This window comes from Terriglobus tenax, assembly GCF_025685395.1.
Lineage (GTDB): Bacteria > Acidobacteriota > Terriglobia > Terriglobales > Acidobacteriaceae > Terriglobus > Terriglobus tenax.
Genome location: NZ_JAGSYA010000004.1, coordinates 193798 through 219610 on the forward strand (window position 1 = coordinate 193798; position 25813 = coordinate 219610).

Annotated in this window: 26 protein-coding genes, 1 tRNA gene and 2 pseudogenes; 18 read left to right on the forward strand and 11 right to left on the reverse strand. The window is 59.7% G+C overall.

Annotated elements, in window-relative coordinates:
• Nucleotides 1-2 precede the first annotated feature (2 nt).
• On the reverse strand, nucleotides 3-662 hold the full coding sequence (locus OHL13_RS06475) for an ABC transporter permease (RefSeq protein ID WP_317889941.1): 660 nt from the start codon (nucleotides 660-662) through the stop codon (nucleotides 3-5).
• 57 nt (nucleotides 663-719) lie between these two features.
• A pseudogene (locus tag OHL13_RS18610) lies at nucleotides 720-836 on the reverse strand (ABC transporter permease); the annotation flags it as partial.
• 177 nt (nucleotides 837-1013) lie between these two features.
• Between OHL13_RS18610 and OHL13_RS06480 the strand changes: the two are divergent.
• The 10 genes from OHL13_RS06480 to OHL13_RS06525 all read left to right on the forward strand — a co-directional run bounded on the left by OHL13_RS06480 (nucleotide 1014) and on the right by OHL13_RS06525 (nucleotide 10125).
• Nucleotides 1014-1769: a WecB/TagA/CpsF family glycosyltransferase gene (locus OHL13_RS06480; RefSeq protein WP_263409317.1), complete on the forward strand. Its 756-nt coding sequence runs from the start codon at nucleotides 1014-1016 to the stop codon at nucleotides 1767-1769.
• Nucleotides 1770-1833: 64 nt separating this feature from the next.
• The gene (locus OHL13_RS06485; RefSeq protein WP_263409318.1) at nucleotides 1834-2577 is read left to right on the forward strand and encodes a CAP domain-containing protein; all 744 of its coding nucleotides are present in this window, start codon (nucleotides 1834-1836) and stop codon (nucleotides 2575-2577) included.
• A gap of 89 nt (nucleotides 2578-2666) precedes the next feature.
• Nucleotides 2667-2741 (forward strand) — tRNA-Asn (locus tag OHL13_RS06490).
• Nucleotides 2742-2995: 254 nt separating this feature from the next.
• The gene (locus OHL13_RS06495) at nucleotides 2996-4003 is read left to right on the forward strand and encodes an AraC family transcriptional regulator (protein WP_263409319.1); all 1008 of its coding nucleotides are present in this window, start codon (nucleotides 2996-2998) and stop codon (nucleotides 4001-4003) included.
• A 95-nt stretch (nucleotides 4004-4098) separates the two neighbouring features.
• Nucleotides 4099-5094, forward strand: a complete 996-nt coding sequence (locus tag OHL13_RS06500) for an aldo/keto reductase (RefSeq protein ID WP_263409320.1) — start codon at nucleotides 4099-4101, stop codon at nucleotides 5092-5094.
• A gap of 60 nt (nucleotides 5095-5154) precedes the next feature.
• Nucleotides 5155-5553, forward strand: coding sequence for a (R)-mandelonitrile lyase (locus OHL13_RS06505; protein WP_263409321.1), 399 nt, complete (start codon nucleotides 5155-5157; stop codon nucleotides 5551-5553).
• 102 nt (nucleotides 5554-5655) lie between these two features.
• Nucleotides 5656-7617, forward strand: coding sequence for a YjhG/YagF family D-xylonate dehydratase (locus OHL13_RS06510; RefSeq protein ID WP_263409322.1), 1962 nt, complete (start codon nucleotides 5656-5658; stop codon nucleotides 7615-7617).
• Between the two features lie 9 nt (nucleotides 7618-7626).
• Nucleotides 7627-8451, forward strand: coding sequence for a fumarylacetoacetate hydrolase family protein (locus tag OHL13_RS06515; protein ID WP_263409323.1), 825 nt, complete (start codon nucleotides 7627-7629; stop codon nucleotides 8449-8451).
• 101 nt (nucleotides 8452-8552) lie between these two features.
• Nucleotides 8553-9548: a S1/P1 nuclease gene (locus tag OHL13_RS06520; protein WP_263409324.1), complete on the forward strand. Its 996-nt coding sequence runs from the start codon at nucleotides 8553-8555 to the stop codon at nucleotides 9546-9548.
• 13 nt (nucleotides 9549-9561) lie between these two features.
• Entirely contained in the window at nucleotides 9562-10125 is a 564-nt protein-coding gene (locus OHL13_RS06525; RefSeq protein ID WP_263409325.1) for a peptidoglycan recognition protein family protein, read from the forward strand.
• Nucleotides 10126-10270: 145 nt separating this feature from the next.
• On the opposite strand, the gene tpiA is transcribed toward OHL13_RS06525, so the two are convergent.
• The 4 genes from tpiA to gap form a co-directional block, all read right to left on the reverse strand.
• Entirely contained in the window at nucleotides 10271-11017 is a 747-nt protein-coding gene (tpiA, locus tag OHL13_RS06530) for a triose-phosphate isomerase (protein WP_263409326.1), read from the reverse strand.
• A gap of 21 nt (nucleotides 11018-11038) precedes the next feature.
• Complete coding sequence (locus OHL13_RS06535) at nucleotides 11039-11263, reverse strand: hypothetical protein (protein ID WP_263409327.1); 225 nt, start codon at nucleotides 11261-11263, stop codon at nucleotides 11039-11041.
• A 4-nt stretch (nucleotides 11264-11267) separates the two neighbouring features.
• Nucleotides 11268-12482: a phosphoglycerate kinase gene (locus OHL13_RS06540; protein WP_263409328.1), complete on the reverse strand. Its 1215-nt coding sequence runs from the start codon at nucleotides 12480-12482 to the stop codon at nucleotides 11268-11270.
• Nucleotides 12483-12548: 66 nt separating this feature from the next.
• On the reverse strand, nucleotides 12549-13553 hold the full coding sequence (gene gap, locus OHL13_RS06545; protein ID WP_263409329.1) for a type I glyceraldehyde-3-phosphate dehydrogenase: 1005 nt from the start codon (nucleotides 13551-13553) through the stop codon (nucleotides 12549-12551).
• A gap of 256 nt (nucleotides 13554-13809) precedes the next feature.
• Here gap and OHL13_RS06550 point away from each other — a divergent pair, with 256 nt between their 5' ends.
• The 6 genes from OHL13_RS06550 (at nucleotide 13810) to OHL13_RS06575 (ending at nucleotide 19220) form a co-directional block, all read left to right on the forward strand.
• On the forward strand, nucleotides 13810-14595 hold the full coding sequence (locus OHL13_RS06550) for an AAA family ATPase (protein WP_263409330.1): 786 nt from the start codon (nucleotides 13810-13812) through the stop codon (nucleotides 14593-14595).
• A 22-nt stretch (nucleotides 14596-14617) separates the two neighbouring features.
• Nucleotides 14618-15385 (forward strand): ATP-binding cassette domain-containing protein, encoded by a 768-nt coding sequence (locus OHL13_RS06555; protein WP_263409331.1) that lies wholly within the window; start codon nucleotides 14618-14620, stop codon nucleotides 15383-15385.
• Nucleotides 15382-16014, forward strand: a complete 633-nt coding sequence (locus OHL13_RS06560; RefSeq protein ID WP_263409332.1) for an ABC transporter permease — start codon at nucleotides 15382-15384, stop codon at nucleotides 16012-16014. Before OHL13_RS06555 ends, OHL13_RS06560 begins: the two co-directional genes overlap by 4 nt.
• A complete protein-coding gene (locus OHL13_RS06565) occupies nucleotides 16011-16967 on the forward strand; it encodes a glycine betaine ABC transporter substrate-binding protein (RefSeq protein WP_263409333.1) in 957 nt (318 codons plus the stop codon). The genes OHL13_RS06560 and OHL13_RS06565 overlap by 4 nt, the downstream gene beginning before the upstream one ends.
• Nucleotides 16968-17131: 164 nt before the next feature.
• Nucleotides 17132-17623, forward strand: coding sequence for a DinB family protein (locus tag OHL13_RS06570; protein ID WP_263409334.1), 492 nt, complete (start codon nucleotides 17132-17134; stop codon nucleotides 17621-17623).
• A 172-nt stretch (nucleotides 17624-17795) separates the two neighbouring features.
• A complete protein-coding gene (locus OHL13_RS06575) occupies nucleotides 17796-19220 on the forward strand; it encodes a hypothetical protein (protein WP_263409335.1) in 1425 nt (474 codons plus the stop codon).
• A gap of 60 nt (nucleotides 19221-19280) precedes the next feature.
• Here the strand turns inward: OHL13_RS06575 and ribA are convergent, their stop codons facing one another.
• Nucleotides 19281-19925, reverse strand: coding sequence for a GTP cyclohydrolase II (ribA, locus tag OHL13_RS06580; protein WP_263409336.1), 645 nt, complete (start codon nucleotides 19923-19925; stop codon nucleotides 19281-19283).
• An 86-nt stretch (nucleotides 19926-20011) separates the two neighbouring features.
• Between ribA and OHL13_RS06585 the strand changes: the two genes are divergently transcribed.
• Both OHL13_RS06585 and OHL13_RS06590 read left to right on the forward strand, forming a co-directional pair.
• The gene (locus tag OHL13_RS06585) at nucleotides 20012-21349 is read left to right on the forward strand and encodes a sensor histidine kinase (protein WP_263409337.1); all 1338 of its coding nucleotides are present in this window, start codon (nucleotides 20012-20014) and stop codon (nucleotides 21347-21349) included.
• 88 nt (nucleotides 21350-21437) lie between these two features.
• Nucleotides 21438-21614, forward strand: a pseudogene (locus tag OHL13_RS06590) (ISNCY family transposase); the annotation flags it as partial.
• A 483-nt stretch (nucleotides 21615-22097) separates the two neighbouring features.
• Here OHL13_RS06590 and OHL13_RS06595 read toward each other — a convergent pair.
• The 4 genes from OHL13_RS06595 to thiD are packed head-to-tail and all read right to left on the reverse strand — an operon-like array spanning nucleotide 22098 to nucleotide 25721.
• Nucleotides 22098-23240 carry a hypothetical protein gene (locus tag OHL13_RS06595; RefSeq protein WP_263409338.1) on the reverse strand — a complete coding sequence of 381 codons (1143 nt, stop codon included), beginning with the start codon at nucleotides 23238-23240 and terminating at the stop codon, nucleotides 22098-22100.
• Complete coding sequence (locus tag OHL13_RS06600; protein ID WP_263409339.1) at nucleotides 23237-24652, reverse strand: lipopolysaccharide biosynthesis protein; 1416 nt, start codon at nucleotides 24650-24652, stop codon at nucleotides 23237-23239. The genes OHL13_RS06595 and OHL13_RS06600 overlap by 4 nt, the downstream gene beginning before the upstream one ends.
• Complete coding sequence (thiS, locus tag OHL13_RS06605; protein ID WP_263409340.1) at nucleotides 24649-24912, reverse strand: sulfur carrier protein ThiS; 264 nt, start codon at nucleotides 24910-24912, stop codon at nucleotides 24649-24651. Before thiS ends, OHL13_RS06600 begins: the two co-directional genes overlap by 4 nt.
• Nucleotides 24913-24926: 14 nt before the next feature.
• Nucleotides 24927-25721: a bifunctional hydroxymethylpyrimidine kinase/phosphomethylpyrimidine kinase gene (gene thiD, locus OHL13_RS06610; protein ID WP_263411621.1), complete on the reverse strand. Its 795-nt coding sequence runs from the start codon at nucleotides 25719-25721 to the stop codon at nucleotides 24927-24929.
• Between the last annotated feature and the right edge of the window lie 92 nt (nucleotides 25722-25813).

Genomic DNA, 25813 nt, shown 5'->3' on the forward strand with positions numbered 1-25813 from the left:
CGTCAAGCCTCTGCCGGAAGAGCCACGGTCGCTTTGCGGCGCGGATCGGCGGCATCGCGCAGAACGTCGCCCAGGAAATTAAAGGCAACAACGCAGATCATCACCGCAAGTGCAGGGAACAGAACCATATGTGGGGAATCGAAAAGGTGTGACCTGGCGTCGTTCAGCATGTTGCCCCAGCTCGGCGCCGGAGGCGGTGCGCCCAGACCGAGAAAGCTGAGCGTTGCTTCTGACAGAACGGCTGTTGCTAGGCCAAGGGCAGCCTGTACCAGCACCGGTTGCAGAATATTGGGCAGGATGTGCCGGACAATAATGCGCAGATCGCTCGCTCCAAGGGTGCGAGCCGCTTCCACGTATTCCATCTGCGCAGCAGCGGCAACCTGCGCGCGGACCAGCCGGGCAAAACCGGTCCACATGGTAAGGGAAAGCGCCGCCACCAGGTTGCCGAATCCCGGCCCCGAGAAGGCAACGAAGGCAATTGCCAGCAGAATTCCCGGAATGGCCATAAAGGCGTTGATCAGATAGACGTTCAGTACGGTATCCAACCATCCACCGTAAAAACCAGCCAGAGAACCAATGGCGATGCCGACACCGAGCGAAAGAATCACAACGCTGGTGGCAACAGATAGAGAGATGCGAGCACCAAAGATACAGCGGGACAAAATATCGCGTCCCAACTCGTCTGTACCGAGCCAGTGATGCGCCCCCGGGGGCAACAGCCGGGCATCCAGATTGAGTTGAAGAGGATCATATGGTGCCAGTAGAGGGGCAAAGATTGCGGCCAGTCCAAAAACCGTTAGTAACACCAAACAGGCTATGCCGAGAGGGGACCGCATGAAGCTTGATAGTAACCGATCCGGAATAGGCCTGGACAAGGATGGTATGCCGGGAGAAGGGACTCTATGGTTACAATGAAGGGAATCTCCCAGCCGGCAAAGACCGGTTCAATACAACAAAAAGAAGAAAAATCCTCTGCTTTGGTCGAGAACCGCGTGAGCGAGCACAACGATTCAATGACGAAGACGATTCTTGGTGTGCCTTTTTTTACCGGCACGGCTGAGGAAGCTGTCCAGCGCATGCTGAACGGCGGATTGCTGGTGGTCCCGGCGGCACCAGCCCTCAAGGACATTGGTACCCATGGAGCGTATCGCGAGGCTCTTCTGCACGCTGACCTCGTGATTACAGACAGTGCTTTCATGGTGCTGGTGTGGAACCTGCTTGAACGCGACAATCTGCGTCGTGTCTCAGGCCTGAAGTATTTGCGCCTTCTGCTGGACGAACCAGAGGTCCGTAACACAGGCAACACTCTCTGGATCATGGCCGGCAGCAAAAGCGCTGATCGCAATCTGAACTGGCTCCGCAGCGAAGGGATCAACGTTCCCGACGACTATGTTTACAACGCTCCGATGTACGGCGCGGTAATCAACGACCAGGACCTCCTTGAGCGCCTGGAACGTCTGCGGCCCAAACATATTGTGGTCACTATCGGTGGCGGCAACCAGGAGCGGCTTGGGCACTATCTTCGCCAGCAGCTCAGCTACGTGCCGGGAATCCACTGCATCGGCGCCGCTATCGCATTTCTGAGCGGTGACCAGGTCCACATTCCGGAATGGGCTGACCAGTTCTATCTGGGTTGGCTTTTCCGTGTTCTGGACAAGCCCAAGCTTTACTTCCCGCGGTACATCAGCGCGACCTCACTCTTTGGTCTGCTGGCTAAATACCGCAGCGCATTGCCGCCCCTGGAGCAGAACTCCGCCCAGCAGGCTTAGCTGTAGCCGTTCTCTTCGCGAAACCGCATAGCTACTTTTCGCTCCTACCCGGGTCGAATCAGCTATGCGGTTTCGCTTTTTGCTGACATCTCTCCTGTTCGTCATCGCTGGGCGCACAGTCCATGCCCAGTCCTCTCTGGCGGAGCGCTACCTGTTCCAGGCGCTGAATCAGGAGAGAACGCAGGCCGGTCTGTCGCCTTTGCACTGGGACCAGCATCTTTATTCCGCCGCCCGATACCATGCCGGTCAAATGGCTGCCGCCGGAGCTATCACACACCAGTTTGAGGGTGAACCTGACCTATCCGAGCGGGTTGCCTCAGCCGGCGGGCACGTCTCCGTCGTCGCTGAGAATGTCGCCATGGCCCCCACGGCCGTCAGGGTTCATGACGGATGGATGCATTCACCGCACCATCGCGAAAACATTCTCGACCCGCGTGTGACCTCTGTCGGCATTGCCGTCGTCGCCAGGGGCAGGGAACTCTATGCCGTTCAGGACTTCAGCCGCGATGTTCCCACACTCTCCTTCCCGCAGCAGGAGCAGGCCGTCATCGCCAGTCTGCGCTCTCTCCGCCTCAACGCGACCTCCAGTCAGGCAGCCCGCGATAACTGCGTCCTCGACTCCGGAGTTGCCGGTGGCTCCCATCCTCTGTTCGTGATGCGGTGGACCGCAACCGACCTCGACAGCATCCCGGACCAGTTGAAATCCCGCCTGCGCCAGCGCCGCTACAACAGCGCCGAGGTAGGAGCATGTCCGGCGCCATCGCAGGGAAGTTTCACCACCTACCGGATCGCTGTACTGATGTACTAGTTGGTTCCACCGGATTTGCCAATCCACAACATTTTTCGTATTCTGACTTAGGCGCTTGACGGGCTGGAAACAGCAACGCCGCGCGACACTCCGCAGTAGCTCAATGGCAGAGCATTCGGCTGTTAACCGAAGGGTTGTAGGTTCGAGTCCTACCTGCGGAGCCATAATTCATGTCACACCGAGGCCACTCCAAAAGAGTGGTTTTTTCGTTTAACCGCTGCTGCGCAATGCGGCACGGGGCCGCTCTTAGACTCGCTCTGCTTTCCTGGCCAGCAACGTATCCAATTCTCGATTCAACCCGGACTGAAGACCCATCCCATGTTGGCGCATGCCGTATAGAGATTGGCGTATCCTGCATGGCAGCCGCGCGGCTTTCTCCCTAAGGTAGGAGATGGACGTAGTGATACGAGGAGACCTGATGAATAAGCACTTCCGCGTCGCTGGCCGGTTAGCCCTCAAGCTTGAAGAACTGGGCGTTTCTGTACCTGCTGTGTTGCGCCGGGCAGGTCTGCCGCATGACCTGTTCCAGCAGACTCGCATTCTTGTCTCGACCGACGGTCTGTTTGCTTTGTGGCGCGCCATCGGTGAGGCCACCAACGATCCGGCAATTGGCCTGAAGCTGGGAACGGAAGATCGCATGGAGCGTTTCCATCCCAGCGGTATTGCGGCTCTCTCCACGGAAAACTTCGGCGCCGCGGTACGGCATATGGCTCGCTACAAACAGCTCACCGTTCCGGAAGAGATGCTCTCCACCATTGAAGACGGTGAATGGAGTATCCGCTTCCGCTGGTTGATGGCGGTCGATGCGGAACCACCCGTGCTGATTGAATACTGCTTTGCATGGTTGAAGACCATTGCTCACCGCGGCACAGGGCAGGTCATCACGCCGCTGCGTATCGAACTCATGCAACCGCGCGACCATGTGAAGCTGCTGGAACGGCATTTCTCCTGCCCGGTTATCACTGGGGCGTCGCAGAACACCATCGTCTTTCGCGAACAGGATGCGCACAGTCCATTTGTCACGCGCAACTCCGAATTGCTGGAAATGCTGGCGCCACAGTTCGACGAAGAGCTGAAACTTGCATCCCAGCAGAACAGCTTCACTGAGCTGGTGCGTGGAGCCATCCAGCAGCGCCTGACAGGGAATCGTCCAACGATCGAAAACATTGCCCGTGACCTCCACATGAGCACACGCACCCTGCAGCGGCGTCTGCAGGAGACAGGTTCAAGCTTCCAGCGCGTCCTGGAAGAAGCTCGCCATCAAATGGCGCGCTACTACCTCGGCAACTCGGTTCTTGAGTTGAACGAGGCCGCATACCTGCTGGGGTATGAGGACGCAAACTCCTTCGTCCGCGCCTTTCGTTCCTGGGAGGGCATGCCCCCCGGCCAATGGCGGGAGACGCGACGCGGCAACATGGTGCAGTAACGCCCGCGCACCCTCGTTCACAGAAGCAACTACAGCAAACCGGAGCCCGGAGCAGGAATTCCTCCTGCCCGTTCCCCACACAAGCAGGAGACACGATGCAGAAACGCAAGCTTGGCAACAGCAATCTGGAAGTCTCAGCCCTTGGCCTGGGCTGCATGGGCATGAGCTTTTCCTACGGCGTCGTCCATGACGAAAACGAGATGATCTCCCTCATGCACAAGGCCGTCGACATGGGAATCAACTTCTTTGATACTGCAGAGGTCTATGGTCCCTTCACCAACGAGACCCTCGTCGGCAAGGCGCTTTCTCCCATCCGCGACAAGGTCGTCATTGCCACCAAGTTCGGCTTTGAAATGAAGCCCGACGGCAGCCCCGGTTGGCTTGGCCTGAACAGCCATCCGGAGCACATTAAGCAGGTGGCGGAAGCCTCCTTGAAGCGCTTGAACATTGATGCCATCGATCTCTTCTACCAGCACCGCGTCGATCCCGATGTGCCGATTGAAGAGGTTGCCGGAGCAGTTAAAGACCTGATCCAGCAGGGCAAGGTCAAGCACTTCGGCCTGTCAGAAGCAGGCGTGCAGACCATTCGCCGCGCCCATGCCGTGCAGCCTGTTGCCGCTCTGCAGAATGAGTATTCGCTGTGGTGGCGCAAGCCGGAAGAAGAAGTGATTCCCACGCTCGAAGAGCTCGGCATTGGCATGGTGCCCTACAGCCCCCTCGGCAAAGGCTTCCTGACCGGCAAGATGGACGCCAACACGCAGCTGGGCAAGGGAGACTTCCGCAGCCAGTTGCCACGCTTCACGCCGGAAGCGATGCAGGCCAACCAGGCATTCGTTGACCTGCTGGCAAGCATCGCAAAACAGAAGGAAGCAACGCCCGCACAGATCGCCCTTGCCTGGCTGCTGGCACAGAAGCCATGGATCGTCCCTATCCCCGGTACAACCAAACTTTCGCGCCTGGAAGAGAATGCCGGTGCGGCTAACATCACACTGACGGCGGAAGAGCTCAAGTCCGTAGACAAGGCTGCATCAGAAATTCCGGTACAGGGCGATCGCTACCCTGAGCACCTTGAAAAGATGACCGGTCGCTAAATCATGCACAGGAAGGCGCCGTCCAGGCGGCGTCTTCGCAACGCCAAAAGGAGCAGCACCATGGAAATCAAACGGGTTGGGTCACAACCATCAGGCCAGGGCCCTTCCGACTGGTTTACCGGGACCGTACGCCTTGACCAGCCTTTTCAGGGAACGGAACCGGCACGTGTCAGCGGCGCCATCGTGACCTTTGAGCCAGGCGCTCGTACCGCGTGGCATACCCACCCGCTTGGGCAGACACTGATTGTCACCGCCGGATGCGGATGGGCTCAGCGCGAAGGCGGCACCATCGAAGAAATCCGCCCGGGGGATGTGGTCTGGTTTGCCCCTGGAGAGAAGCACTGGCACGGCGCCGCAGCCACCACGGCAATGACGCATATCGCCATCCAGGAGAAACTGGATGGCAAGGCCGTGGACTGGATGGAGAAGGTAAGCGACGAGCAATACCTCGGCAAGTAGCTGTACAACAAGCCCGCTATCGCCAGAGTAAGCGGGCTTGCTGTACATTTCTTTGTGCGTCGAAATTTATCGTCGACTTCACACGGGACGTACTCAAGCAGCATGCCGGATGACCTCGGGACAGACGCCATTCTCAACAGCGATCGGTCCCTGTTTCAAAACGTAAAGACCCATGCACGCGGACCCGAAGGCGCCCTGCCTATTACGCCGGAGATGCTGACCCATCAGCCCTCGGGCAATCTCTTCGGCCTCTCGCAGAACGCTGGCATGGGCTGGGAACCATCTCGCCTCAATGATCCTGAATACCTGATCCTGAGTACCCACGGCGGCGTCCGCGCCGCTGACGGCACTCCCATTGCGCTTGGCTTCCATACCGGCCACTGGGAGGTCGGCCTGCTGGTCACCGAGGCCGCCCGTGAGCTGCGCAACCAGCATGCGACACCATTTGCCGGAGCCTGCACCGATCCGTGTGACGGCCGCACACAGGGCACTGCCGGCATGATGGACTCTCTGCCGTATCGCAACGATGCCGCAGTCGTCCTGCGCCGTCTCATGCGTTCGCTGCCCACGCGCCGCGGCGTGCTCGGCGTGGCTACCTGTGACAAAGGCCTGCCCGCCATGATGATGGCCCTGGCTTCCTCCGGCGAGTATCCCAGCGTTCTCATTCCTGGGGGAGTCACGCTGCTGCCCGACGCAGGAGAAGACGCAGGCAAGGTGCAGACCATCGGCGCTCGCTACTCCCAACACCAGATCAGCCTGGAATATGCCGCCGAGATAGGCTGCCGCGCCTGTGCTTCTCCCGGCGGAGGCTGCCAGTTCCTTGGCACCGCCGCCACGGCTCAGGCCGTAGCCGAAGCCATGGGCTTGAGTCTTCCGCACACCGCGCTCGCACCGTCCGGGCAGGATATCTGGCTGGACGCCGCCGCTCGCAGCGCACGCGCCATCCTTCGCATGACCCGGCAGGGAACCGGCACACGCGATGTGCTGACCGACGCCGCCATCCGCAACGCGATGGTGGTGCACGCAGCCATCGGAGGTTCCACCAACCTTCTGCTCCATATCCCGGCCGTTGCCCACACCGCCGGCCTCAAGCGGCCCACCGTCGAGGACTGGACACGCATCAACCGCAGCGTGCCGCGTATCGTAGACGCCTTGCCGAACGGCCCCCGTAACTTCGCCACGGTGCAGGTCTTTCTTGCGGGCGGAGTGCCGGAGGTCATGCTGCACCTGCGCGACGCCGGTCTGCTTGACCTGAATGTAATGACCGTCAGCGGAGCTACGCTCGGCGAAAACCTTGCATGGTGGGAGCAAAGCGAACGTCGACGCATCCTGAAGGATCGTTTGCGTGAGCTGGACGGCGTTGACCCTGACGAGGTCATCCTGTCGCCCGACCGCGCACGCGCAGCTGGGCTCACCTCGACCGTCTGCTTTCCCTCAGGCAATCTCACACCCGAAGGCAGCGTGATCAAGAGCACCTCGATTGATCCGTCCCTCATGGATGCCGACGGCATCTATCGCCACACCGGCCCCGCACGCGTCTTTCTTACCGAAGCAGATGCCATCGCCGCCATCAAGCAGGGAAGCATTGGCTCCGGCGACGTCATGGCCCTTATCTGCGGTGGCCCGGCAGGCGCTGGTATGCAGGAGATCTACCAGATCACCTCGGCGCTCAAGAATTTGCCCTATTGCAGGCACGTCGCCGTCATCACCGACGCACGCTTCAGCGGTGTCTCCACCGGAGCGTGTATTGGACACATCTCCCCCGAGGCTCTTGCAGGCGGACCTGTTGGCAAACTACGCGATGGGGACACCATCGAGATCGTTATCGACCGCGCCCAGCTTCACGGCACGGTAAACCTTGTGGGGGAAGACGAGGAACGATTCAGCCCGGAAGAAGGTGCCCGTCGCCTTGCTGCCCGCACTCCGCGTGCCGACCTTCGTCCACATCCTGATCTTCCGTCAGACACACGCCTGTGGGCCGCCCTGGTCCAGACCAGCGGAGGCATCTGGGGCGGCTGCGTCTACGACGTCGACGCCATCGTGCAACAGCTACAGAAGTCATAGGAGAAGGCCATGAAACTCTATCGCACCTCGAGCGGTATCTTTGTCGAATCCGGAAACGCCTTCTATCCCGTCGAAGCCCGTAGCTGGGACGAACTGATTTCCTCGGACGTTCTCCTCGCCCGCGCTACAGCAGCCATCAGTGGCACAGCACGCGCCTCGCTCGAGGGGCTTACCCTGCTTGCGCCTGTCGAGAGCCAGGAGGTCTGGGCCTCCGGCGTTACCTACTACCGCAGCCGCAGCGCGCGCATGGAAGAGTCAAAGGACGCCGGCGGTGGCGACTTCTACGACCGCGTCTACTATGCAGAACGCCCCGAGCTCTTCTTCAAGTCCGCAGGCAGGCGCGTCATCGGCTCCGGCGGAAACGTCCGCATCCGCCGCGACGCAAGCTGGTCTGTGCCGGAACCGGAGCTGACCCTGCTCCTTTCTCCCTCGGGCAACATCGCCGGCTACACCATCGGCAATGACATGAGCTCGCGCGACATCGAGGGCCAGAACCCGCTCTACCTGCCGCAGGCCAAGAACTACGATGGAGCCTGTGCCCTTGGCCCATGCGTTCTTCTCGCCAGCGAGCCTTTGCCGAAGACCACCACCATCTCCATCCAGATTCTGCGCAAGGGCGAGATTGCCTTCACCGGAGAAACCACTCTCGCAGAAATCAAGCGCGAGTTCACTGAGCTTGCCGGATATCTCTTCCGCGAATCGAGCTTCCCGGATGGCGTATTCCTCATGACCGGCACCGGCGTCGTTCCTCCGGACATCTTTACGCTCGCCATCGGAGACCGCATCCGGATCTCGATTGCTGGCATTGGCACTCTGGAGAACACCGTAGCCTGACCTTAATAGGATTTTTAATGGGTCGCTGCGCAAACCTGTGCTACGGTGTTTCCAGTTTTCAAACATTCTGCTGACGTCGATGTGTTGCCCGAGGAGGAGTAATGCGCAGCATACGTCTGTCTCTTTTCCTGTTTCTTGTCGTCTGCCTTCCACGTATCTCGTATGCCTGGGGATGTACCGGACATCAGACCGTGGCCCTTATCGCACTGCACCAACTTCAGCCATCGACGCGCGCCCATGTGGCCGCTCTATTGCGAACGTATCCTTACACGCTGAAACGAAGCTGCTCTCCCACCGCAACCGGGCAGATGTCGACCTATTCCACATGGGCCGACGATGCCCGTACCACCAGCGCCTTCAGCAGCACGGCTGAGTGGCATTTCTGGGATATTCCGCGAACGCAGGCCACCGCAACGGAGGCAGAGTTTTGCGACTCCGGATGCGTGGTCAAGGCAATCGAAGAACAGTTGGCGATCCTCAAACAGCCTCCGCCTGGAGCTGCTGGCAAGAAGACGCAGAAGGAAGCTCTCATCTTCCTGATCCACCTGGTGGGAGACGCACACCAGCCTCTGCACATCGTCGACAACGGAGACCGCGGCGGCAACTGTCTCCCCGTCAAGTACACAGCAGCCCACCACAATCTCAAGCCATCTGAGACCAGGAAAAATGGCGTTGGCACCGGCAGTTACACACCGAATCTGCATGAGGCCTGGGACAAGCTGATTCTCGGCGAGTCAGCCGGCTACACCGGGGGCGCAAACGATACCAAACTCAAAGCATTCGTTTCCAGCATTGAGAGCGAATATGCAGACCCCATTGCCAGCCTGGTCTCCACACCCGGCACACCAGAAGAATGGGCACTCGAATCCCATGGGCTGGCTCTTGCCAACGGATACTCAGCTCTGAGCGTAAACGTCCCGCAAATCGCGCACCCGCAGCACCTTGATTCCTGCCTTGGAGTCTCCTCGGGGTTACTGCCGCTGAACGAAACGGTGGACGTCCCTTATTCAGAGCAAGCCACCCCTGTCATCCGTGAGCAACTTGCCCGTGGTGGCGCACGGCTTGCCGCATTGCTTAACAGCGTATGGACCCAATAGAGGAGAACAGGACATGCCGGCATGGAAAGGAATCATCGGACAGGGATTCACGATCGAGCAGTTTGATACCTACGCCCACAGCGTCACGTTCCCGGGCTGGAAGCCGCAGTTCGTCGTTTTGCATAACACGGGAGCACCCCGGCTAAGCCAGTGGCACAGCGTCCCCGGGGCGCAGCGCATGGCCAACCTGCAGGCCTACTACCGCGACCAGCAACATTGGTCAGCAGGTCCGCATCTCTTTGTCGCAGACGATCTCATCTGGGTTTTTACACCGCTCAACACTTCCGGGGTGCATTCGCCCTCCTGGAACGGTATCTCCTGGGGAGTCGAGATGGTGGGCGATTACGAGACCGAGCCTTTCAGTCCGGCAGTCAAGAACAATGCGGCGTATGCCCTGGCCATCCTGCATTCGATCGGCGGTCTTGACCCGCATACGTTGCGGCTGCACAAGGAAGATCCCAAAACTACACACCTCTGTCCCGGAAAAAACGTCGGCAAGCAGGAGATGATCGACGCCACGCTGCAGGCCATGGCGGCCCACTTCGCCGGAGAACATGTGCCCGGGCACATGGGGTGATCAACAAACTCCGTTAGACCACCTTTTGCTTTCCAATGAGAGGCTGTCGTCTCAACTGGAGCGCGTAGGGCGGAGTGGAGAGCTGCATTGGGACTTAACAAAAATGCAGTTTCTTCCATTCCACAGAACGCTTCGGCGGTACGGCCTAATACTTCACAATCGCCGCGAACGAGTCCGGCTTCAGGCTGGCGCCGCCTACCAGGGCTCCGTCGATGTTCGGCTGGTTCAGCAACGCAGACGCATTGTCCGGCTTTACCGATCCACCGTAGAGGATGCGCATCTCGTTGGCGACATCGCCCAGGTGCTTTTCCAGGTGAGTCCGGATCATCAGGTGTGTTTCCTCAGCTGTCTCCGGCGTCGCGGTCAGGCCTGTCCCAATCGCCCACACTGGCTCATAGGCAATCACCAGCCGGTCAGCGTGTTCTTTCGGAAAGCCCGCAAGCGCCCCGGCAAGCTGGCTTACCAGCACGTCTTCCGTTTTGCCGCACTGTCGCTCATCCTTCTGCTCGCCGACGCAGAGTAACGGAATCAACCCATGGGACAGGGCCGACTTCACTTTCAGGTTGATCCGCTCGTCCGTCTCGTTGTCATACTGCCGGTTCTCCGAGTGGCCAATCAGCACATGGGTTGCTCCCACAGCAGTCAGCATCGTGGCCGAGGTATGCCCGGTATACGCTCCTTCATCGGCCCAGTGCATGCTCTGCGCACCGGCGGCGACATTGCTCCCGCGCACGCGGTGAATGACCGTTGGCAGCGAGGTGATGGAAGGGAAGAGCGCGATCTCGTCGCGCGTATGCCCGGCTACGAGTGGGAGAAACGCCTCGACGAAGTTCAGTGCTTCGGAGGGAGTTTTGTACATCTTCCAGTTGGCAGCGATCAGTTTCTTACGCATGGGCCACCATTCTAACCAGTCCTACGAACGACGCGAAAGGAAGAGGCGCGCCATCAGGTATCCGCCAATCCCCGCCAGCATGGCCGTGCTGACCACGGCGTAGCCGTTGACAGAGGCATGGATCGGGTTGATGTGGCCACCGTGAAGCCCTTGCACAAAAGCCACCACCAGCGCGCTGAGCACAACCACACAGCCACCCAAAGCCGCGGCAATGGCCGTAATGATTGTAATCAGCAACGCTCGCATGGGGTTATGCCTTGTCTGTCAGAGCCTCAACACCCGGAAGCTTCTTGCCTTCCAGGAACTCCAGGCTGGCGCCGCCGCCGGTCGAGACATGCGTGATCTTGTCCGTCACCTCGGCCGCATGAACAGCCGCCACCGAATCGCCGCCACCCACGATGCTGATGGCATCGCTGTTGTCTGCTACCGTGTGTGCTACCGCCATGGTGCCCTTGGCAAAGGCTGCCATCTCAAAGACGCCCATCGGGCCATTCCACACAATCGTACGGGCATCGGCCACGGCGGCATTGAACAGTGCAATCGACTTGGGACCGATGTCCAGCGCCATCCAGTCGGCAGGGAAGTCGCCCTCCCCGTCAAAGATCTGCGTCTTGGCCCGGGCATCGAACTTGTCCGCCAGTACGTGGTCCACCGGCAGCAGCAGCTTCACGCCCTTGGCCTCGGCCTTCTCCATCGCAGCCTTGGCAATGTCGATCTTGTCGGCTTCCAGCAGGCTCTTGCCGGTCTTTTGGCCCTTCGCATTCAGGAAGGTGTACGCCATGCCGCCGCCGATAATCAGTGTGTCCACCTTATCCAGCAGGCTGTTGATGACCTCGATCTTGTCGGAGACCTTCGCTCCTCCGATGATGGCCACAAACGGCTTGTCAGGATTGTCCAGAGCCTTGCCCAGGTAGTTCAGCTCCTTCTCCATCAGCAGGCCGGCAGCCGACTGCTGCACGTAGTGCGTAATGCCTTCCGTCGAAGCATGGGCACGGTGCGCCGCGCCGAAGGCATCGTTCACATACACATCAGCCAGCTTCGCCAGCTTTTGGGCGAACGCAGGATCATTCTTTTCTTCCTCGGCATGGAAGCGCAGGTTTTCCAGCAGCAGCACCTGTCCGCTCTCAAGCTGACGGGCCATCTCCTCGGCAACCTCTCCCACGCAATCCGGGGCAAAGGCAACGTTGACCTGTTCCCCCAGCGCGTGATCCAGCAGCTGGCGCAGGCGGTCAACCACCGGACGCAGGCTCATCTCCGGGTTCACCTTGCCCTTGGGGCGGCCTAGGTGTGCGGCCAGAATCACCTTCGCATGATGACGAATCGCGTACTCAATAGTGGGCAGCGTTTCGCGGATGCGCGTGTCGTCGGTAATCGAGTGGCCTCCGTCCGCCAGCGGCACATTGAAGTCCACGCGGATGAAAAGGTGCTTGTTGTTCAGGTCCAGGTCACGAATCGAAAGCTTCATATCTCCTCACCAAAAAGACAGCCGCCAAAGCGGCGGCTGTCTTCTGTTGTGTCTGTCCGGATAACGCTACAGGCCCTTCTCGACGAGGAAAAGGATCAGGTCCTTCACACGCGAGCTATAGCCCCACTCGTTGTCGTACCAGCTGATGATCTTCACCGTGTTGCCAACGACTTTGGTCAGCTTCGAATCGAAGATCGAGGAGCGGCTGTCGCCCTTGAAATCGGAGGAAACCAGCTCTTCGTCGGTGTAGCCCAGGATGCCCTTCAGCGGACCCTCGGCGGCAGCCTTCACGGCAGCATTGATGGTCTCGATCGTCGCGGGCTTCTCGGCGACAAAGGTCAGGTCGACCACCGAAACGTTCGGGGTTGGGACGCGGATGGCGAAGCCATCCAGCTTACCGGCCATCTCCGGGATCACCAGCTTCAGGGCCTTGGCGGCGCCGGTTGAGCTCGGGATCAGGTTGATGGCGGCGGCACGGGCGCGACGCAGGTCCTTGTGCGGGAAGTCCAGGATCACCTGGTCATTCGTGTAGCTGTGAACCGTCGTCATAATGCCGCTGGCGATACCGAAGTTCTCATGCAGCACCTTGACCACAGGGGCCAGGCAGTTCGTGGTGCAGGAGGCGTTCGACAGCACGTTGTGCTTCGCGGCGTCGTACTTGTCCTGGTTCACACCCAGAACGACGGTGATGTCCTCGTTGGTCGCCGGAGCCGAGATGATGACCTTCTTCACGGTCTCGCCCAGGTGGGCCTTCGCCTTCGTGGCGTCCGTAAAGTGGCCGGTCGACTCGACGACGATCTGCGCACCCGTCTCTGCCCAGGGCAGCTTGGCGGGATCGCGCTCAGCGAAGACCTTGATCTTCTTGCCGTCCACCTGGATGTAGTCCTCGCCGGCGGTAATGTCGTTCGGCAGGTTGCCCAGGATGGAGTCGTACTTCAGCAGGTGTGCCAGCGTCGCCGGGCTGGTCAGGTCGTTAACGGCGACAAATTCAATTTCAGGATTGTTGAGAGCGGTGCGAAAGACATTGCGACCGATGCGGCCGAAGCCGTTGATTCCTACCTTCACTGCCATGTGCAGTTGGCTCCTTCTTAATGCTTGGTTGAAGCGGTAGAGACTTGCGTTCCAGGCCGCTGGTTGGCGGCAAACGCCCCTATAGTCCCGATGCTACCAGCAGGGCAAACCCGCCGCAAATAACGGGTGGCCCAACCACTGCTCAAAACGGTCATCTACCGTTACCCAGACAAGCACCTCTCGCCCCTCAAGAGTTGGCGGGCGGCTAGCCCCTGTGTTACAAGCGAGAGGTATGCGCGAATGGATGCGCGAGAAAATGAAAAAACGTTCCCGCCGCGGGCCGAATAATTCGGAGTCCACCGGCAAGATCGGCCAGGAACTTCCTGCTGATCAGCCGGCGCCTCTGCGTCCCGCTTACCCTGACGATCCCGCAGCTCAGCCAGCCGAGTCCGAGACACCGGTTGCCTCCGTTGAGCCACACGACGTCATTGCCGTGGCTGAGGCTCTTGAAGCCTCTCCTGAAGCCGTTGCCGAAGGCAAGGTCGAGGTAGAAACACAGCCCGAATCACCCGCAACCCCGCCCGAGGAGCCGACCGCCGTCTCACCCAAGCAGCCGCGAGGCTACGTGGTGCTGACCATTGGTCTGCCCGGAAGCGGTAAAACCACCTGGTACAAACGACGCGGCGTCACTCCGCTGTCCAGCGACATGCTGCGCAGCATCCTGTTTGACGACATCACCGAGCAACGCTACCAGGGCCTGGTTTTCTCTACCCTCCGCTCTCTGCTCCGCGCACGGCTCATCGCAAAAATGCCGTGGAATTACGTGGATGCCACCAATCTCTCAGCGCATGAGCGCCGCCAGTGGATCAAGATGGCCAAGAGCTTTGGCTACGAGGTCCATGCTGTCTACTTCGATGTACCGCTGGAAATCTGCATGGAGCGCAACAGCAAGCGCGAACGCTCCGTCGCCGATGATGTGATGAAGAAGATGGCCGAGCGGCTTCGTCCGCCAAGCTTCAAGGAAGGCTTCTCCAAGGTCACCGTTGTCCGCGTCAAGAGCGGCAGCAGCGAGACCGAAGCTGCTCCCGCAGCCGAAGCCTGATCCACCGGAAGGGCCCCTGTTCATGGCCACAGCCGCCGTTGAGTTCGATGCTGTCTCGCTCGCACTCCCCGGCGGCCGTTCCATTTTAAGTGGCATCCAGCTTTCCATTGAACAGGGAAGCACCACCGCCCTGCTCGGCCGCTCCGGCAGCGGCAAAACCACCCTTCTGCGCATGGTCAACGCCATGGTCACGCCTACGGCCGGCCAGGTCCGCGTGCTCGGCCGCCCGGTCGCCCAGCAGGATTGCATCCCTCTGCGCCGGGGTATCGGCTACGTCATCCAGGAGACCGGCCTGTTTCCCCACATGACCATTGAGCGCAACGTGGGCCTGCCGCTGGAAATGGCAGGGAAGCCAAAGCACGAGATCGCAGCCCGTATCGCCGAACTGCTACCGATGGTCGGCCTTGAAGGCGCCAGCTTTCCCCGGCGTTATCCCTGGCAACTCTCGGGCGGTCAGCGGCAACGCGCCGGCGTGGCCCGCGCGCTGGCCGCAGACCCTGAAATCCTGCTCATGGACGAGCCCTTCGGCGCGCTCGATCCCGTCACGCGCGTCGAGATGCAGCAGATGATGCGCTCGCTCATCCAGCGCCTGCACAAGACCGTTCTCCTGGTCACGCACGACCTTGAAGAAGCCCTCTACCTGGCTCAGCGCGTCGTCTTCCTGGAACACGGCCGCATCGTCGCCGACCTGCCTTCGAACAAGGTACTTCCATCCAGCGACCCGCATGTACGTCAGTACATCCGCGCCGCCCGCCGCGAACATGCCCCGCAGGAGGAAGCTACCGAATGATCAGCTTCCTGCGCGCGCACGGCCATGAGATAGCCCGCCTCACCTTCGAGCACCTCTGGCTCACCCTCTTCGCCATGCTGCTGGCCACGGCCATCGGACTTCCGCTCGGCATTGCGCTCTCGCGCCATCCCAGGCTGGCGAAACCTGTCATCGGTGTCGCCAACGTGCTGCAGACCATTCCGTCGCTCGCCCTCTTTGGCCTGCTGCTGCCCGTACCATGGCTGGGAGAGAACGCCGCCCGCCTAGCCATCCTCGCACTCACCGGCTACGCTCTGCTGCCGATTCTGCGCAACACCTACGCAGGAATCCGCGGCATTGACCCGACACTCTCAGACATCGCCACCGCCCTTGGCATGACAGCCACCCAGCGTCTGCTCAAGGTCGAACTGCCGCTCGCCGCCTCCGTCATCCTCGCCGGTCTGCGGACAGCTACCGTTACCTGCGTTGGCGTCGCCACCATCGCCGCAGCCATCGGCGCAGGCGGCCTGGGCGAATTCATCTTCCGCGGCGTCGCATCGGTGGACAACAGTCTGGTTCTCGCCGGAGCCATTCCTGCGGCACTTCTCGCGCTTGCCGCAGACGGCCTCCTCGGCCTGCTGGAAAAACGCCTTTCGGTGAAGCGGGCATGAGAAATATCTTCGCTTTTCTCGTTCCTTCTTTTGCCTTTTTTGTTTGTCATTCTGATCGCAGCGAAGGGTGGGGTATCGCGCTTCGCGCGACCGCCTTCCTTATCGCGATCACTCTCACCGCCTGCGCACCGCCGCGCTCCAGCCGCATCGTCGTCGGCTGCAAGAACTTCACTGAGCAGGTCATCCTCGGCGAACTCCTCGCCCAGCAGATTGAATCCGTAACCCACGAAGGTGTCGACCGCCGCTTCTACCTCGCCGGAAGCTATATCGCTCATCAGGCACTCGTGCAGGGAAGAATCGACCTCTACCCGGAGTACACCGGAACGGCGCTCACCGCCGTCCTCAAGCAGCCGCTCGATCGCGACACAGCCCGCGTACGGCAGACCATCACCCGCATCTACGACCAGCAGTACAAGGTCCGCGTCGAACCCTCGCTCGGCTTTGAAGACACCTTCGCCATGGTCATCCGGAAAGAGGACGCGGCAAAGCTCAACCCTCTCACCCTCTCGAACGCTGCCGCAACCATGGCCGCGCAGTGGAAGCTCGGCGTCGGCTACGAGTTCCAGTCACGCCCCGACGGTCTGCCAGGCCTGAAGCAGACCTACGACCTGCACTTCAACGGAGCCGAGCGCGTCATGGACCTCGGCCTGCTCTACCGGGCCCTCGCCAACCACCAGGTCGACATCGTCTCCGGCAACTCCACTGACGGCCCCATCCGCGCCCTGGGATTAGCCGTCCTGGCCGACGACAAGCACTACTTTCCGCCCTACGAGCTTGTCCCTCTGGTCCGGGAAGACACTCTGCACCAGCACCCCGGCGTTCAAGCCGCAATGGACCAGCTCGCCGGCAAAATCTCCGCCGAAGAGATGCAGACCCTCAACCACGAAGTAGACGGCAACCACCGCGACGTCGTCGAAGTCGTGCGCCAGTTCCGTGCAAGCAAAGGGCTGTAGTTTTGTTTGTCATCCCGACCGAAGCGGAGCGCAGGGGAGGGACCCGCATTTTTCTTTGTCATTCCGTAGTGCAGCGAAGGCATCTGCTTCCACCTTCGCCTTTCTTGTCTTTTGTCATCCTGAAAGGATCTGCTTCTCCGGCTTCAAGCCACTAAACTACCCTCATGCCCGAACCCTGGCTCCGCAACACCCGCACCGGGATCGAACCCATTCGCCGCGCAGCCATCCACGCACTCGATCTTGCGGATGAAGATCTTCATCGCTGGTGCGGACAGCTCTCGCAGGAAGAGCTTCACGACACCCCCCACCGTTTGCCCTCCGTGGCCTTCCAGCTTCGCCACATCGCCCGCTCGCTCGACCGCCTGCTGACCTACGCAGAAGGGAAGCCGCTGTCCGAAGAGCAGCTCACAGAGCTCCGTTCCGAGAACGGTCCGCAGGGAACTGCCGCTGCAATCTTCCTCGAGTTCGACACCGCCATCGAAGCCAGCCGCGACCGCATTCTCGTACTCCAGGGCGACTTCGCCGAAGCCCGCCACGTCGGTCGCGACCGCATCCCAACCACCCTCGGCGGGCTGATCGTCCACATCGCTGACCACACCCAGCGCCATACCGGACAGGCCATCACCACCGCAAAGGTCCTTCTGGCTTCTCGCTAGGCCTGGTTTGAGAATCTGTCATCTCGACCATAGCGCGCAGTGGAGAGACTGCATTCCCAGGGATTTTTTTTACGGCATGAAGAAGATTTCTGTGCCACTTCAACCGGACTGGAGTAGCATTCCCCCCGGCAGCACATGCATCTCCAACATAACGCTGAAGGATACCCTCTCTATGCTGAGCATCAATCCTTTTAGTGGACGTTCATGGCTTTTGCTCTGCGTCCTTGCTTTCACTCTTCTTGCCTGCAAATCCTCCTCTAAACCTGGCCCCGCAGCGGTAGCAGCCACCGTCACCTGCGCCAACGCGGCTAACTTCCAGGGTGCCGGCCCGGCTCCGGTTCCCACCACAATCGACAGCACCTGCGCCGCCCTCCCATACACTCCCGGTTCCGCACAGTCTCTCAACAGCAATGGCCAGCAGAAGGCCGACGTCTTCGGATGGCTCTCGTTTGTCGCACTGAACTGGCCAGTCAACAGCGCCACCTGCACGCCGGACACCAGCTCCAGCATCCTGACCAATCCCAACAACCCCACCTGGCTGACCTACATCGACAGCGATGCGGTCTATAACGGAAAGAATCCGGCTCCCTGGTGCAGTTCCGGCGGCGGTGGAGGTCTGAAGGCGGGCCAGACAGCGCTTGCCGACAGTTATCCCGCGGCGGTGAAAAAGCTGTTGGCAGAACATCCTGACGTTCACCTGGTGCTCGCGCACGATGCCAAGAGCCACGAACTGATCTCCCAGCTCCAACTGCTTGGCGCTACGCCGAATGGCCCGATGAAGGACATTCTGCAGGCTACCGGACAGCCCCTTGTCGACCAGAACGGCCGCTTCGCCCGCTTTACCGTCAGTCTCAACAAAGATGAGTATGACTACATCCTGGCCAACAAGCTCTATACCATTCCCGGTCAGAAGGCCACGCCCAACATCAACTTCCCCATGGGCTCCAGCTCCAGCAGCGTCGGTGCCATTGAACTGAAGGCCGCATGGAAGGTGCTCGGTGCGGGCGACGATCCCTCTCACTTCTTTACCCAGCAGGCCATCGTCTACAACAACGCCAAGGGTGCGCCCAGCCCTGGACCGAATCCCGTCACGGTTGGTCTGGTAGGGCTTCACATCGCCCACAAGGCGCAGGGACAGGTTGTCTGGGCCTGGTCAACCTTTGAGCAGATTGAGAACACCACCAAATCCTTCTACAACCCCAACTGCCAGCCGGCCGGCAGCAAGAGCTGCACGCCGAATACACCCACGGCAACCGCAAGCTCCAACGAACTTGGACCGGATGGAAAGCCCCTTAACGCTCCCGTACAGGTGGTGCCGTACATCAAGCCAACCACGCCTGCCCTCAATACCAGCTTCCAGGCTCTGCTGACCGGAACTCCATTCCAGTACTACGAACTGATCGGCACCCAATGGTCCAACGGAGCCATCGGCGTCGCACCGGTACTCTTCGGTTCCGCCGTACAGGAGACCTTCGTTCCGTTCAACTCGCAGGGACCGTATAGCTGCATCGCATGCCATAACTTCGCAACCGCCAGCCCGGTCGGACAAAAATCTGACATGAGCTTCCTGGTTTCAGCGCCGTTGCTTAAGAAATAAGAAAAGCCCTGTGCCCCAACCTGCAGTACGGTGGGCACAGGGCTTTGCTTGAATGCTTTTCTAGATGCTTTCGATCAGGTGGCCCATCTTTTCGCGCTTCACCTGCAGGTATCTCTCAAAGGTCGCCTCGGGTTCCACCTGGGCCGACACACGCTCAACCACCGTAATCCCGCCCGACTCCAGTGCCGCGACCTTTTCCGGATTATTAGTAATCAGCCGTACGGCATTGACACCCAGAAGCTTCAGAGCTTCGGCCGGCAGTTCGAAATCGCGGCAGTCCGCCTTGTACCCCAGCTCTTCATTGGCCTCTACGGTATCGAGTCCCTGGTCCTGCAGCGCATAGGCGCGCAGTTTGGCCATTAGTCCAATACCGCGGCCCTCCTGCTGTTCGTACAGCAGAATGCCGGCACCGGCTTCGATAATCATGCTCATCGCCAGTTCCAGCTGCAGGCGGCAGTCACAGCGCAGGGAATGGAAGACATCGCCGGTCAGGCATTGCGAGTGCACACGAACCAGCGGAGGGGCAGAGAAGATATCCCCATGGACAAGCGCTACAGCTCCCTCAATCCGCTTCGACGGCGCGGGCAGCGCCTCATTGCAGGGCTCAGGGTTGGCTACCACGCCCTCAAAGCCGTGAATCCGGAACTGCCCCCAACGAGTGGGCAGGTCGGCTTCGGCTACTTTACTGACACGTTCAAAGGGCATTGTTTTAATTATAGTTCCGAGCTTTAGATGACAGCCGGCGGCGGTTCGCTTCATCCCTTCGGTGCCACAATAGAAAGGGAAGAGCGATGCACTCCACTGACCCCAAGCTGATCCTCATTACGCTGCTGGTAAAGCTGGGCGTCGCCGCGGCTGTTTCCAGCTCACTCTCGCGCTCCTCGGTCTTCAAAGACCTGCTGCTGGCCCAGCATCGCACGCGCCGGCAAACCATCCTTTTGCTGAGCCTGATCTGCGCACCGCTCATGCTTGGCGTTTGGCTGCGGAGCATCGTCCCCAACTTTCTGGCCGCCGACATCAGCTTTGAGGCCGTCATCCTGCTCGGTCTTGTTCTCGGATCAGGTCCGGCCATGCTGGGAGGCGCCCTGTTGTCGCTGCCGGCCCTTCTGCATCACGAATGGCTGGCTCCTCCGGTCAATGTGCTGGTCGGCGCCTTTGCAGGAGCCTTCCGCTCCTTCGCCAGCCTGGAAGATGTCTGGTCCTTCACGCCGCTGATCGACCTCAGCCTGTATCGCTGGGTCCGGAGAAACCTCAGTAAGCCCCATCTCGACCGGCAACTGCTGCTTTTACTGCTGATCGCCGCCTCAGAGCTTGGCGCAAATGGCTTAGCTTCAATCTTTCCCAGACGATTCTTCTCGTTGCACTCGAACTCCTGGCTCCTGGAACTGGCCATCTGTGCCTGTTCGCCTGTGGTCGTCGGCATCCCACTCAAAATCTGGAACGCAGTCCGTATCGAACGCAAGCTTGAGGAGCAGACGCGGCTGCTGCTGGAGGCTCGTCTGGACGCCCTTCAGAGGCAGATTAACCCCCATTTTCTGTTCAATACGCTCAATTCCATCGCATCTTTGGTGCGTTTTAAGCCCGAATTAGCACGCGAAATGGTGGTTAAACTGGCCAATATCCTTCGCGTTCTGCTCAAGGATCGCGAAGCCTTCGTTCCGTTTTCTGAGGAACTGGCCTTTACCGATGACTACCTGCGCATTGAGGTCGTCCGCTTCGGCGAGAAACTGCATGTTGCCAAGGAGATCCACCCGGACACCGAACACCTCGTCGTACCCAGCATGATCCTGCAGCCGCTCATCGAGAACAGCATCAAGCACGGACTTGAGCCACGGATCACCGGAGGCACGGTCACGCTCCGCAGCCGTCTGGAAGGCGAACAGTTGCTGATCGAGGTCGAAGACGACGGCATCGGCATGGCGCCCGAGAATAACGCGCCATCTCCGGTCAGCGGCCTGGTGCGTCCGGGAACCGGCATCGGAATGAAGAATGTCCGCGAGCGACTGGAGGTCCTGTACGGCGATTCAGCTTCTATGGAGACCATCAGCAGGCCAGGCCGGGGAACCCGGGTCACCCTTAGAATGCCGGCCATGCACGCCCATGAAGCAGCCGTCCTGGCCGAAAACTAAGGATTGGAAGAGCGGTTGCGGCTTACACCTTATGTCCGATAACACATATTCTGTAGAGTGGAACCGAGTTGCAGCGCATTGAGCGAGCGGCGGAGCCAGCGTTATCCATAAGGCTCGCGGCCGAGCGTCGAACAACAGATTGATTGAAGGCATTCGCGAGTACGCCGTAGAGCTTGTGCGGGCGAACTATGCTGACTTCGGTCCATCCCTTGCGGCTGAGATGCTGCTCTCCAAGCACGACCTCAAGGTCTCCCGAGAGACGTTGAGCATTCTCTTTGCGGACAAGTGACGCTATGTGTGCTTTCAGGATAGTAGTTTCCGAACTATCCACACGCATATGCCTGTAAGGAGCAACAGCACGCCCACCGCTGCAAGAAGAAGAGCAGGTATCCCAAACATCATCGCAAGAACGGCTACGCCAAGGTCCTTCTCTCCTGGTGAACGAGCTTGTTCCATGGCTGATGACCAAGACAGCAGCCCGAAACAAACTAGGGCAGCAGCGAGCGAGCCACACCCAAAGGTGATGAGCGGATTACTTCGCAATAAAGCAGCAGCGGACACAATGCAGATTCTATCTTGGGACAGTACCAACAGTCGGCTTGTCGGCAGCTATACCGTCGCTCCCTTGAAACGGCGTTATCAGAAACTAGCGAGGAAAACATAAAGCCGTTTCCCTTTTGTTCCCGCTGAGTCATTTCAACTTTGCGGCAACAGAAGATGGAGAAGGAAACCCCTTCTTTTCTTTTGCTTACTTCAGATCTCCCCATCCAAGCTCGTTGGGTAAACGCTTCGCCAGTTGCTCCGGCGTGAACCGCTTCCTCAGCTCCAGGATCGCCTGCTGCGAGCGTCGATAGCTCTCTGCGGTAAATGTTCCTGCCAGTTCCAGGATCGCCGCCGGCACCTCATCGACGGAACCGCAACGAACTCCCATTTCAGGCGCGCCGGCAAAGTACGGATCGACGTACGGGTTGGCCGTATAGACCAGGGGTTTCGCATACGCCAGCACGTCAAAGAACGCTCCGCTGGCTCGCAGACGGTAGCTGTCCGGCGGCGCCAGCCACAGGGTGTGGGTCAGCGAGGTGGCCCGCTCGATAAACAGGCTTCGCGGAATCGGCTTTGAGGTGACATCCTCGACAAACGGAGCCAGCCGCTGCACTGTCTCCTCGTCCTGAACGAAGCCAACCAGGCGGAAGCGCACCGCAGGATTCTGCTGCTTGACCTGACGGGCGACCTGCTCCAGCAGACGGCCGTCGCCGCTATTGCCAAAGACGCCGAAGATCAGCTCGCGAGGAGCTTCTCCCGTAATCGCCGGTGCAAAGTGATACGGATGGTCGACAATGCCGGCTGGTGTCATCGCCTGGCGGAACTCCGCCGGGACGTGGTTGTAGATCGACTTGCTGAGAAACAGGTAGCGCAGCCCTGCGGGATTCCGCATCTTTACGACCCGGTGCATGCTGTACAGGCTCTTCGGAAATCTGTCTCTCGACGGACGCTCCAGCGAATCAATATCGCCGTGCAGTGTCACGCAGACGCGGTCCGATGCTCCCATCAACGACTTGAGCTGCAATAACTGGAGCCGGCTGATGGAGGTAAACAGCAGGTGACGCCCGGTGTGCAACGCCTGCCGGATGACGGCCCGGTTGTGCATCCAACGGCTCGCAATGGACTTGCTCTTGAGCGGAGCCAGGGTCTCCCAGCTAATCCGGTCAGCAGTTTCCGGAGAACTGCGTCGCAGAATCCCCTGCACCGTCTCTACATGCGCGGCAAAACCTCGGAAGGAAACCGGCACTTCCGCGTAAGCACAGGCGACGCTATGCAGAAAGGCCGCGTTGAACGGCGCGTGAAAGTGCTCTTCCATCTGCGGTTCAACGACCAGGATGGCTGGCTTCATTCGGCGATCTTCCCTCCTGCCGGTTTGGAACGACGAACCCTGGCAAGCAGCTTTTGCGGCCGCAAGGCATCCGGAAACTCCAGCATGCTGGCTGCAAAGGCTCCAAACGTGTCATTGGAGATACGCAACGAGTTCGGAATGACATAGAAGTTCATGATCAGCTCGCTGATGATCAGCGAACCCGCCGCTCCGTACAGCCCATAGTGCTTGGCGGCAAAGAAGGTCACCACAACCGTCAGGCTGGTGCCAAAGATGTACCATGCGGCCAGTCCCTGGTGCTTGTTGATGGCAGTCACCACGGTGGAACTGGTGGACCAGAGCGAAAACAGCAGGACCACCAGGAGCAGAATGGTCAGCAAAGGACGGCTGGGTGGCACATGGCCACCGGTCCAATGGGTCAGGAACCACGGCCCCAGCGACAGCATGCACGCAATCACAACCAGCGAGATGATGATGGCAAGCTGTACCGAGCGGCGGTGAAGCTTACGCATCAGCCCCTCATTGTCGGATCCAAAGGCAATGGAAAGCTCCGGAGCGAAGGTGTTGTTCACCATCTGTACCATCTGCAGCGCGACGCGGCTGACGGTACGTGCGGTACCGAAGATCACGACATCGGTCGGGCCAAGCGCATACTGTACAGCCATCAGGGTTCCCTGCAGGTTCAGAGCATTTCCGATCGGGAACCCCATGTACGCGACAGCCGGACCAAAGAGACGCTTGATCTCGACAAAGCTGGCAAAGTGCCATCCAAAACGGATCCATGGGATATCCCGCCGCACCATCATGGCCAGCGTCAGCGTTCCGGTAATGTTGGCCAGCGCATAGCAAAGCGCGGTAACCCGGGCGCCCTGGTGCAGAGCCACGGCTCCAATGGTGACAGCGAAAGCAAACAGCGAGAAACAGCTCTTCAGGAAGGAACCGTACGGATAACGGCCAACGCACTGATAGGCCGACTGCAGCAACTGTTCCAGCTGCCCCAGCAGCACCGATGCCCCGAGATAGAACAGGATCCAGCGCGCGTCGTTGTCCGAGATGGAATGCAGATGCAGATGGCTGGAGACATCCGGAATCAGATACAGAATGCTGGAGACGGCTACCATCACGGTTCCCAGCAGCATGACGATCAACCACCAGCAGCTCTGGAAGACACGCAGCGCGCTCTCGCGATCCTCACGCGCGACGCTCATCGTCATCTCGTTACCGGCGACGGAGCCGAAGCCGATGTTCGAGAAACTCAGATAGGAAGGAATGGCATTGATGATGAGCCATTCACCGTAGAGCGGCACCGACCAGAACTTCAGAAAAACAGGAACCTGGACGAGCTGGATGACCGTAGAAGCCAGCTTCGACACCCAGCTGGAGACGAAGCCCAGCATCAGACGGCGCTTGGTGGAAGAATCAATCGTGCTCATCGGCTCCGGCCACCTGTATCAGAACTGCGAACATGGATCGGGTTGGAGCCGCCCCCAACAAAATGAACCACTTCCAACTTATCTCCGTCCTTGAGCGATGTCTCAGCCCAGGCCGTACGGCGAACGATATCTCCGTTCAGTTCCACGGCAACGCGATCCAGCTTCAGGCCCAGTTCGGCTACCACCTGGTCCAATGCCACACCTTCGTCCAGCGCGCCGAACTCGCGGCGCTGCCCGTTCAGTTCCAATGTAAGTGCCATATCTTTACAACAGCCTAGCAGCCCAGCGGCCAAAGCAAGTTCAAAGGACCTTTACCATTACCCCGCTTTGTCGCGCGAAGCATACCTTGACGCACATATTCCTTGGCTGAGGCAGCAGCAACCAGCGGCGGCTTCCCTTCCACCAGGCCACAGAGAAACGCGCTGGAGAAGGCGCAGCCGGTCCCGTGCGTCGCACGGGTGGGAATATGTTCTCCAGCAAGCCAGTCCCCTTCCGTCTGCCCAGCCGCCAGCACGTAGTCGTTCGGCGGATCCAGATGCCCACCGGTGGCGATGACTCCTACACCGTACCGTCGCCCAAGTGTCCGGGCGGCCTTGGCGACCTGCTGCTGTGTCCCGGCCTCAATGCCGGTCAGTAGCGCCAGCTCGTCAATGTTAGGAGTTACCCAGCTGACGCACGGCAGCAGCTTCTGCCGGAAAAGTTCCAGAGCTTCAGGCTCCAGCAGATCTTTACCGGAGCTGGAACGCAGCACTGTATCGAGAACAACCGGGCAATCGAGGGTCGAGACATAGCTCACGACCACCTCCACCGCTGCCGATGAACCCAGCATGCCGATCTTGACACCCGCGGGAGGAAGGTCTTCATGAAGTGTCCGCAAGGTATCCGTCAAAACCGCCGGCTCCACGGCATGAACCGACCGCACGCCAGTGGTCGCCTGGACTGTCAGGGCCGAGATAGCGCTGGTTCCGAAGTAGCCATGCGCGGCAAAGACGGCAAGGTCCGCCGTGATGCCGGCACCTGACGAAGGATCGTATCCGGCGATGCTGAGCAGCGTTTCAGGGTGATTCAGGGCTGATTCTCCGGATTTAAAGGGGTAAAAATATCTGTGGAAATGACCTGCGAGCCAACGCGATACGGCAAAATCAGCATCCCTTAAGAAGC

Coding starts and splice junctions, on each gene's coding strand:
- OHL13_RS06480 (WP_263409317.1), top strand. CDS start 1,014: ATGACGAAGACGATTCTTGGTGTGCCTTTTTTTACCGGCACGGCTGAG.
- OHL13_RS06485 (WP_263409318.1), top strand. CDS start 1,834: ATGCGGTTTCGCTTTTTGCTGACATCTCTCCTGTTCGTCATCGCTGGG.
- OHL13_RS06495 (WP_263409319.1), top strand. CDS start 2,996: ATGAATAAGCACTTCCGCGTCGCTGGCCGGTTAGCCCTCAAGCTTGAA.
- OHL13_RS06500 (WP_263409320.1), top strand. CDS start 4,099: ATGCAGAAACGCAAGCTTGGCAACAGCAATCTGGAAGTCTCAGCCCTT.
- OHL13_RS06505 (WP_263409321.1), top strand. CDS start 5,155: ATGGAAATCAAACGGGTTGGGTCACAACCATCAGGCCAGGGCCCTTCC.
- OHL13_RS06510 (WP_263409322.1), top strand. CDS start 5,656: ATGCCGGATGACCTCGGGACAGACGCCATTCTCAACAGCGATCGGTCC.
- OHL13_RS06515 (WP_263409323.1), top strand. CDS start 7,627: ATGAAACTCTATCGCACCTCGAGCGGTATCTTTGTCGAATCCGGAAAC.
- OHL13_RS06520 (WP_263409324.1), top strand. CDS start 8,553: ATGCGCAGCATACGTCTGTCTCTTTTCCTGTTTCTTGTCGTCTGCCTT.
- OHL13_RS06525 (WP_263409325.1), top strand. CDS start 9,562: ATGCCGGCATGGAAAGGAATCATCGGACAGGGATTCACGATCGAGCAG.
- tpiA (WP_263409326.1), bottom strand. CDS start 11,017: ATGCGTAAGAAACTGATCGCTGCCAACTGGAAGATGTACAAAACTCCC.
- OHL13_RS06535 (WP_263409327.1), bottom strand. CDS start 11,263: ATGCGAGCGTTGCTGATTACAATCATTACGGCCATTGCCGCGGCTTTG.
- OHL13_RS06540 (WP_263409328.1), bottom strand. CDS start 12,482: ATGAAGCTTTCGATTCGTGACCTGGACCTGAACAACAAGCACCTTTTC.
- gap (WP_263409329.1), bottom strand. CDS start 13,553: ATGGCAGTGAAGGTAGGAATCAACGGCTTCGGCCGCATCGGTCGCAAT.
- OHL13_RS06550 (WP_263409330.1), top strand. CDS start 13,810: ATGAAAAAACGTTCCCGCCGCGGGCCGAATAATTCGGAGTCCACCGGC.
- OHL13_RS06555 (WP_263409331.1), top strand. CDS start 14,618: ATGGCCACAGCCGCCGTTGAGTTCGATGCTGTCTCGCTCGCACTCCCC.
- OHL13_RS06560 (WP_263409332.1), top strand. CDS start 15,382: ATGATCAGCTTCCTGCGCGCGCACGGCCATGAGATAGCCCGCCTCACC.
- OHL13_RS06565 (WP_263409333.1), top strand. CDS start 16,011: ATGAGAAATATCTTCGCTTTTCTCGTTCCTTCTTTTGCCTTTTTTGTT.
- OHL13_RS06570 (WP_263409334.1), top strand. CDS start 17,132: ATGCCCGAACCCTGGCTCCGCAACACCCGCACCGGGATCGAACCCATT.
- OHL13_RS06575 (WP_263409335.1), top strand. CDS start 17,796: ATGCTGAGCATCAATCCTTTTAGTGGACGTTCATGGCTTTTGCTCTGC.
- ribA (WP_263409336.1), bottom strand. CDS start 19,925: ATGCCCTTTGAACGTGTCAGTAAAGTAGCCGAAGCCGACCTGCCCACT.
- OHL13_RS06585 (WP_263409337.1), top strand. CDS start 20,012: ATGCACTCCACTGACCCCAAGCTGATCCTCATTACGCTGCTGGTAAAG.
- OHL13_RS06595 (WP_263409338.1), bottom strand. CDS start 23,240: ATGAAGCCAGCCATCCTGGTCGTTGAACCGCAGATGGAAGAGCACTTT.
- OHL13_RS06600 (WP_263409339.1), bottom strand. CDS start 24,652: ATGAGCACGATTGATTCTTCCACCAAGCGCCGTCTGATGCTGGGCTTC.
- thiS (WP_263409340.1), bottom strand. CDS start 24,912: ATGGCACTTACATTGGAACTGAACGGGCAGCGCCGCGAGTTCGGCGCG.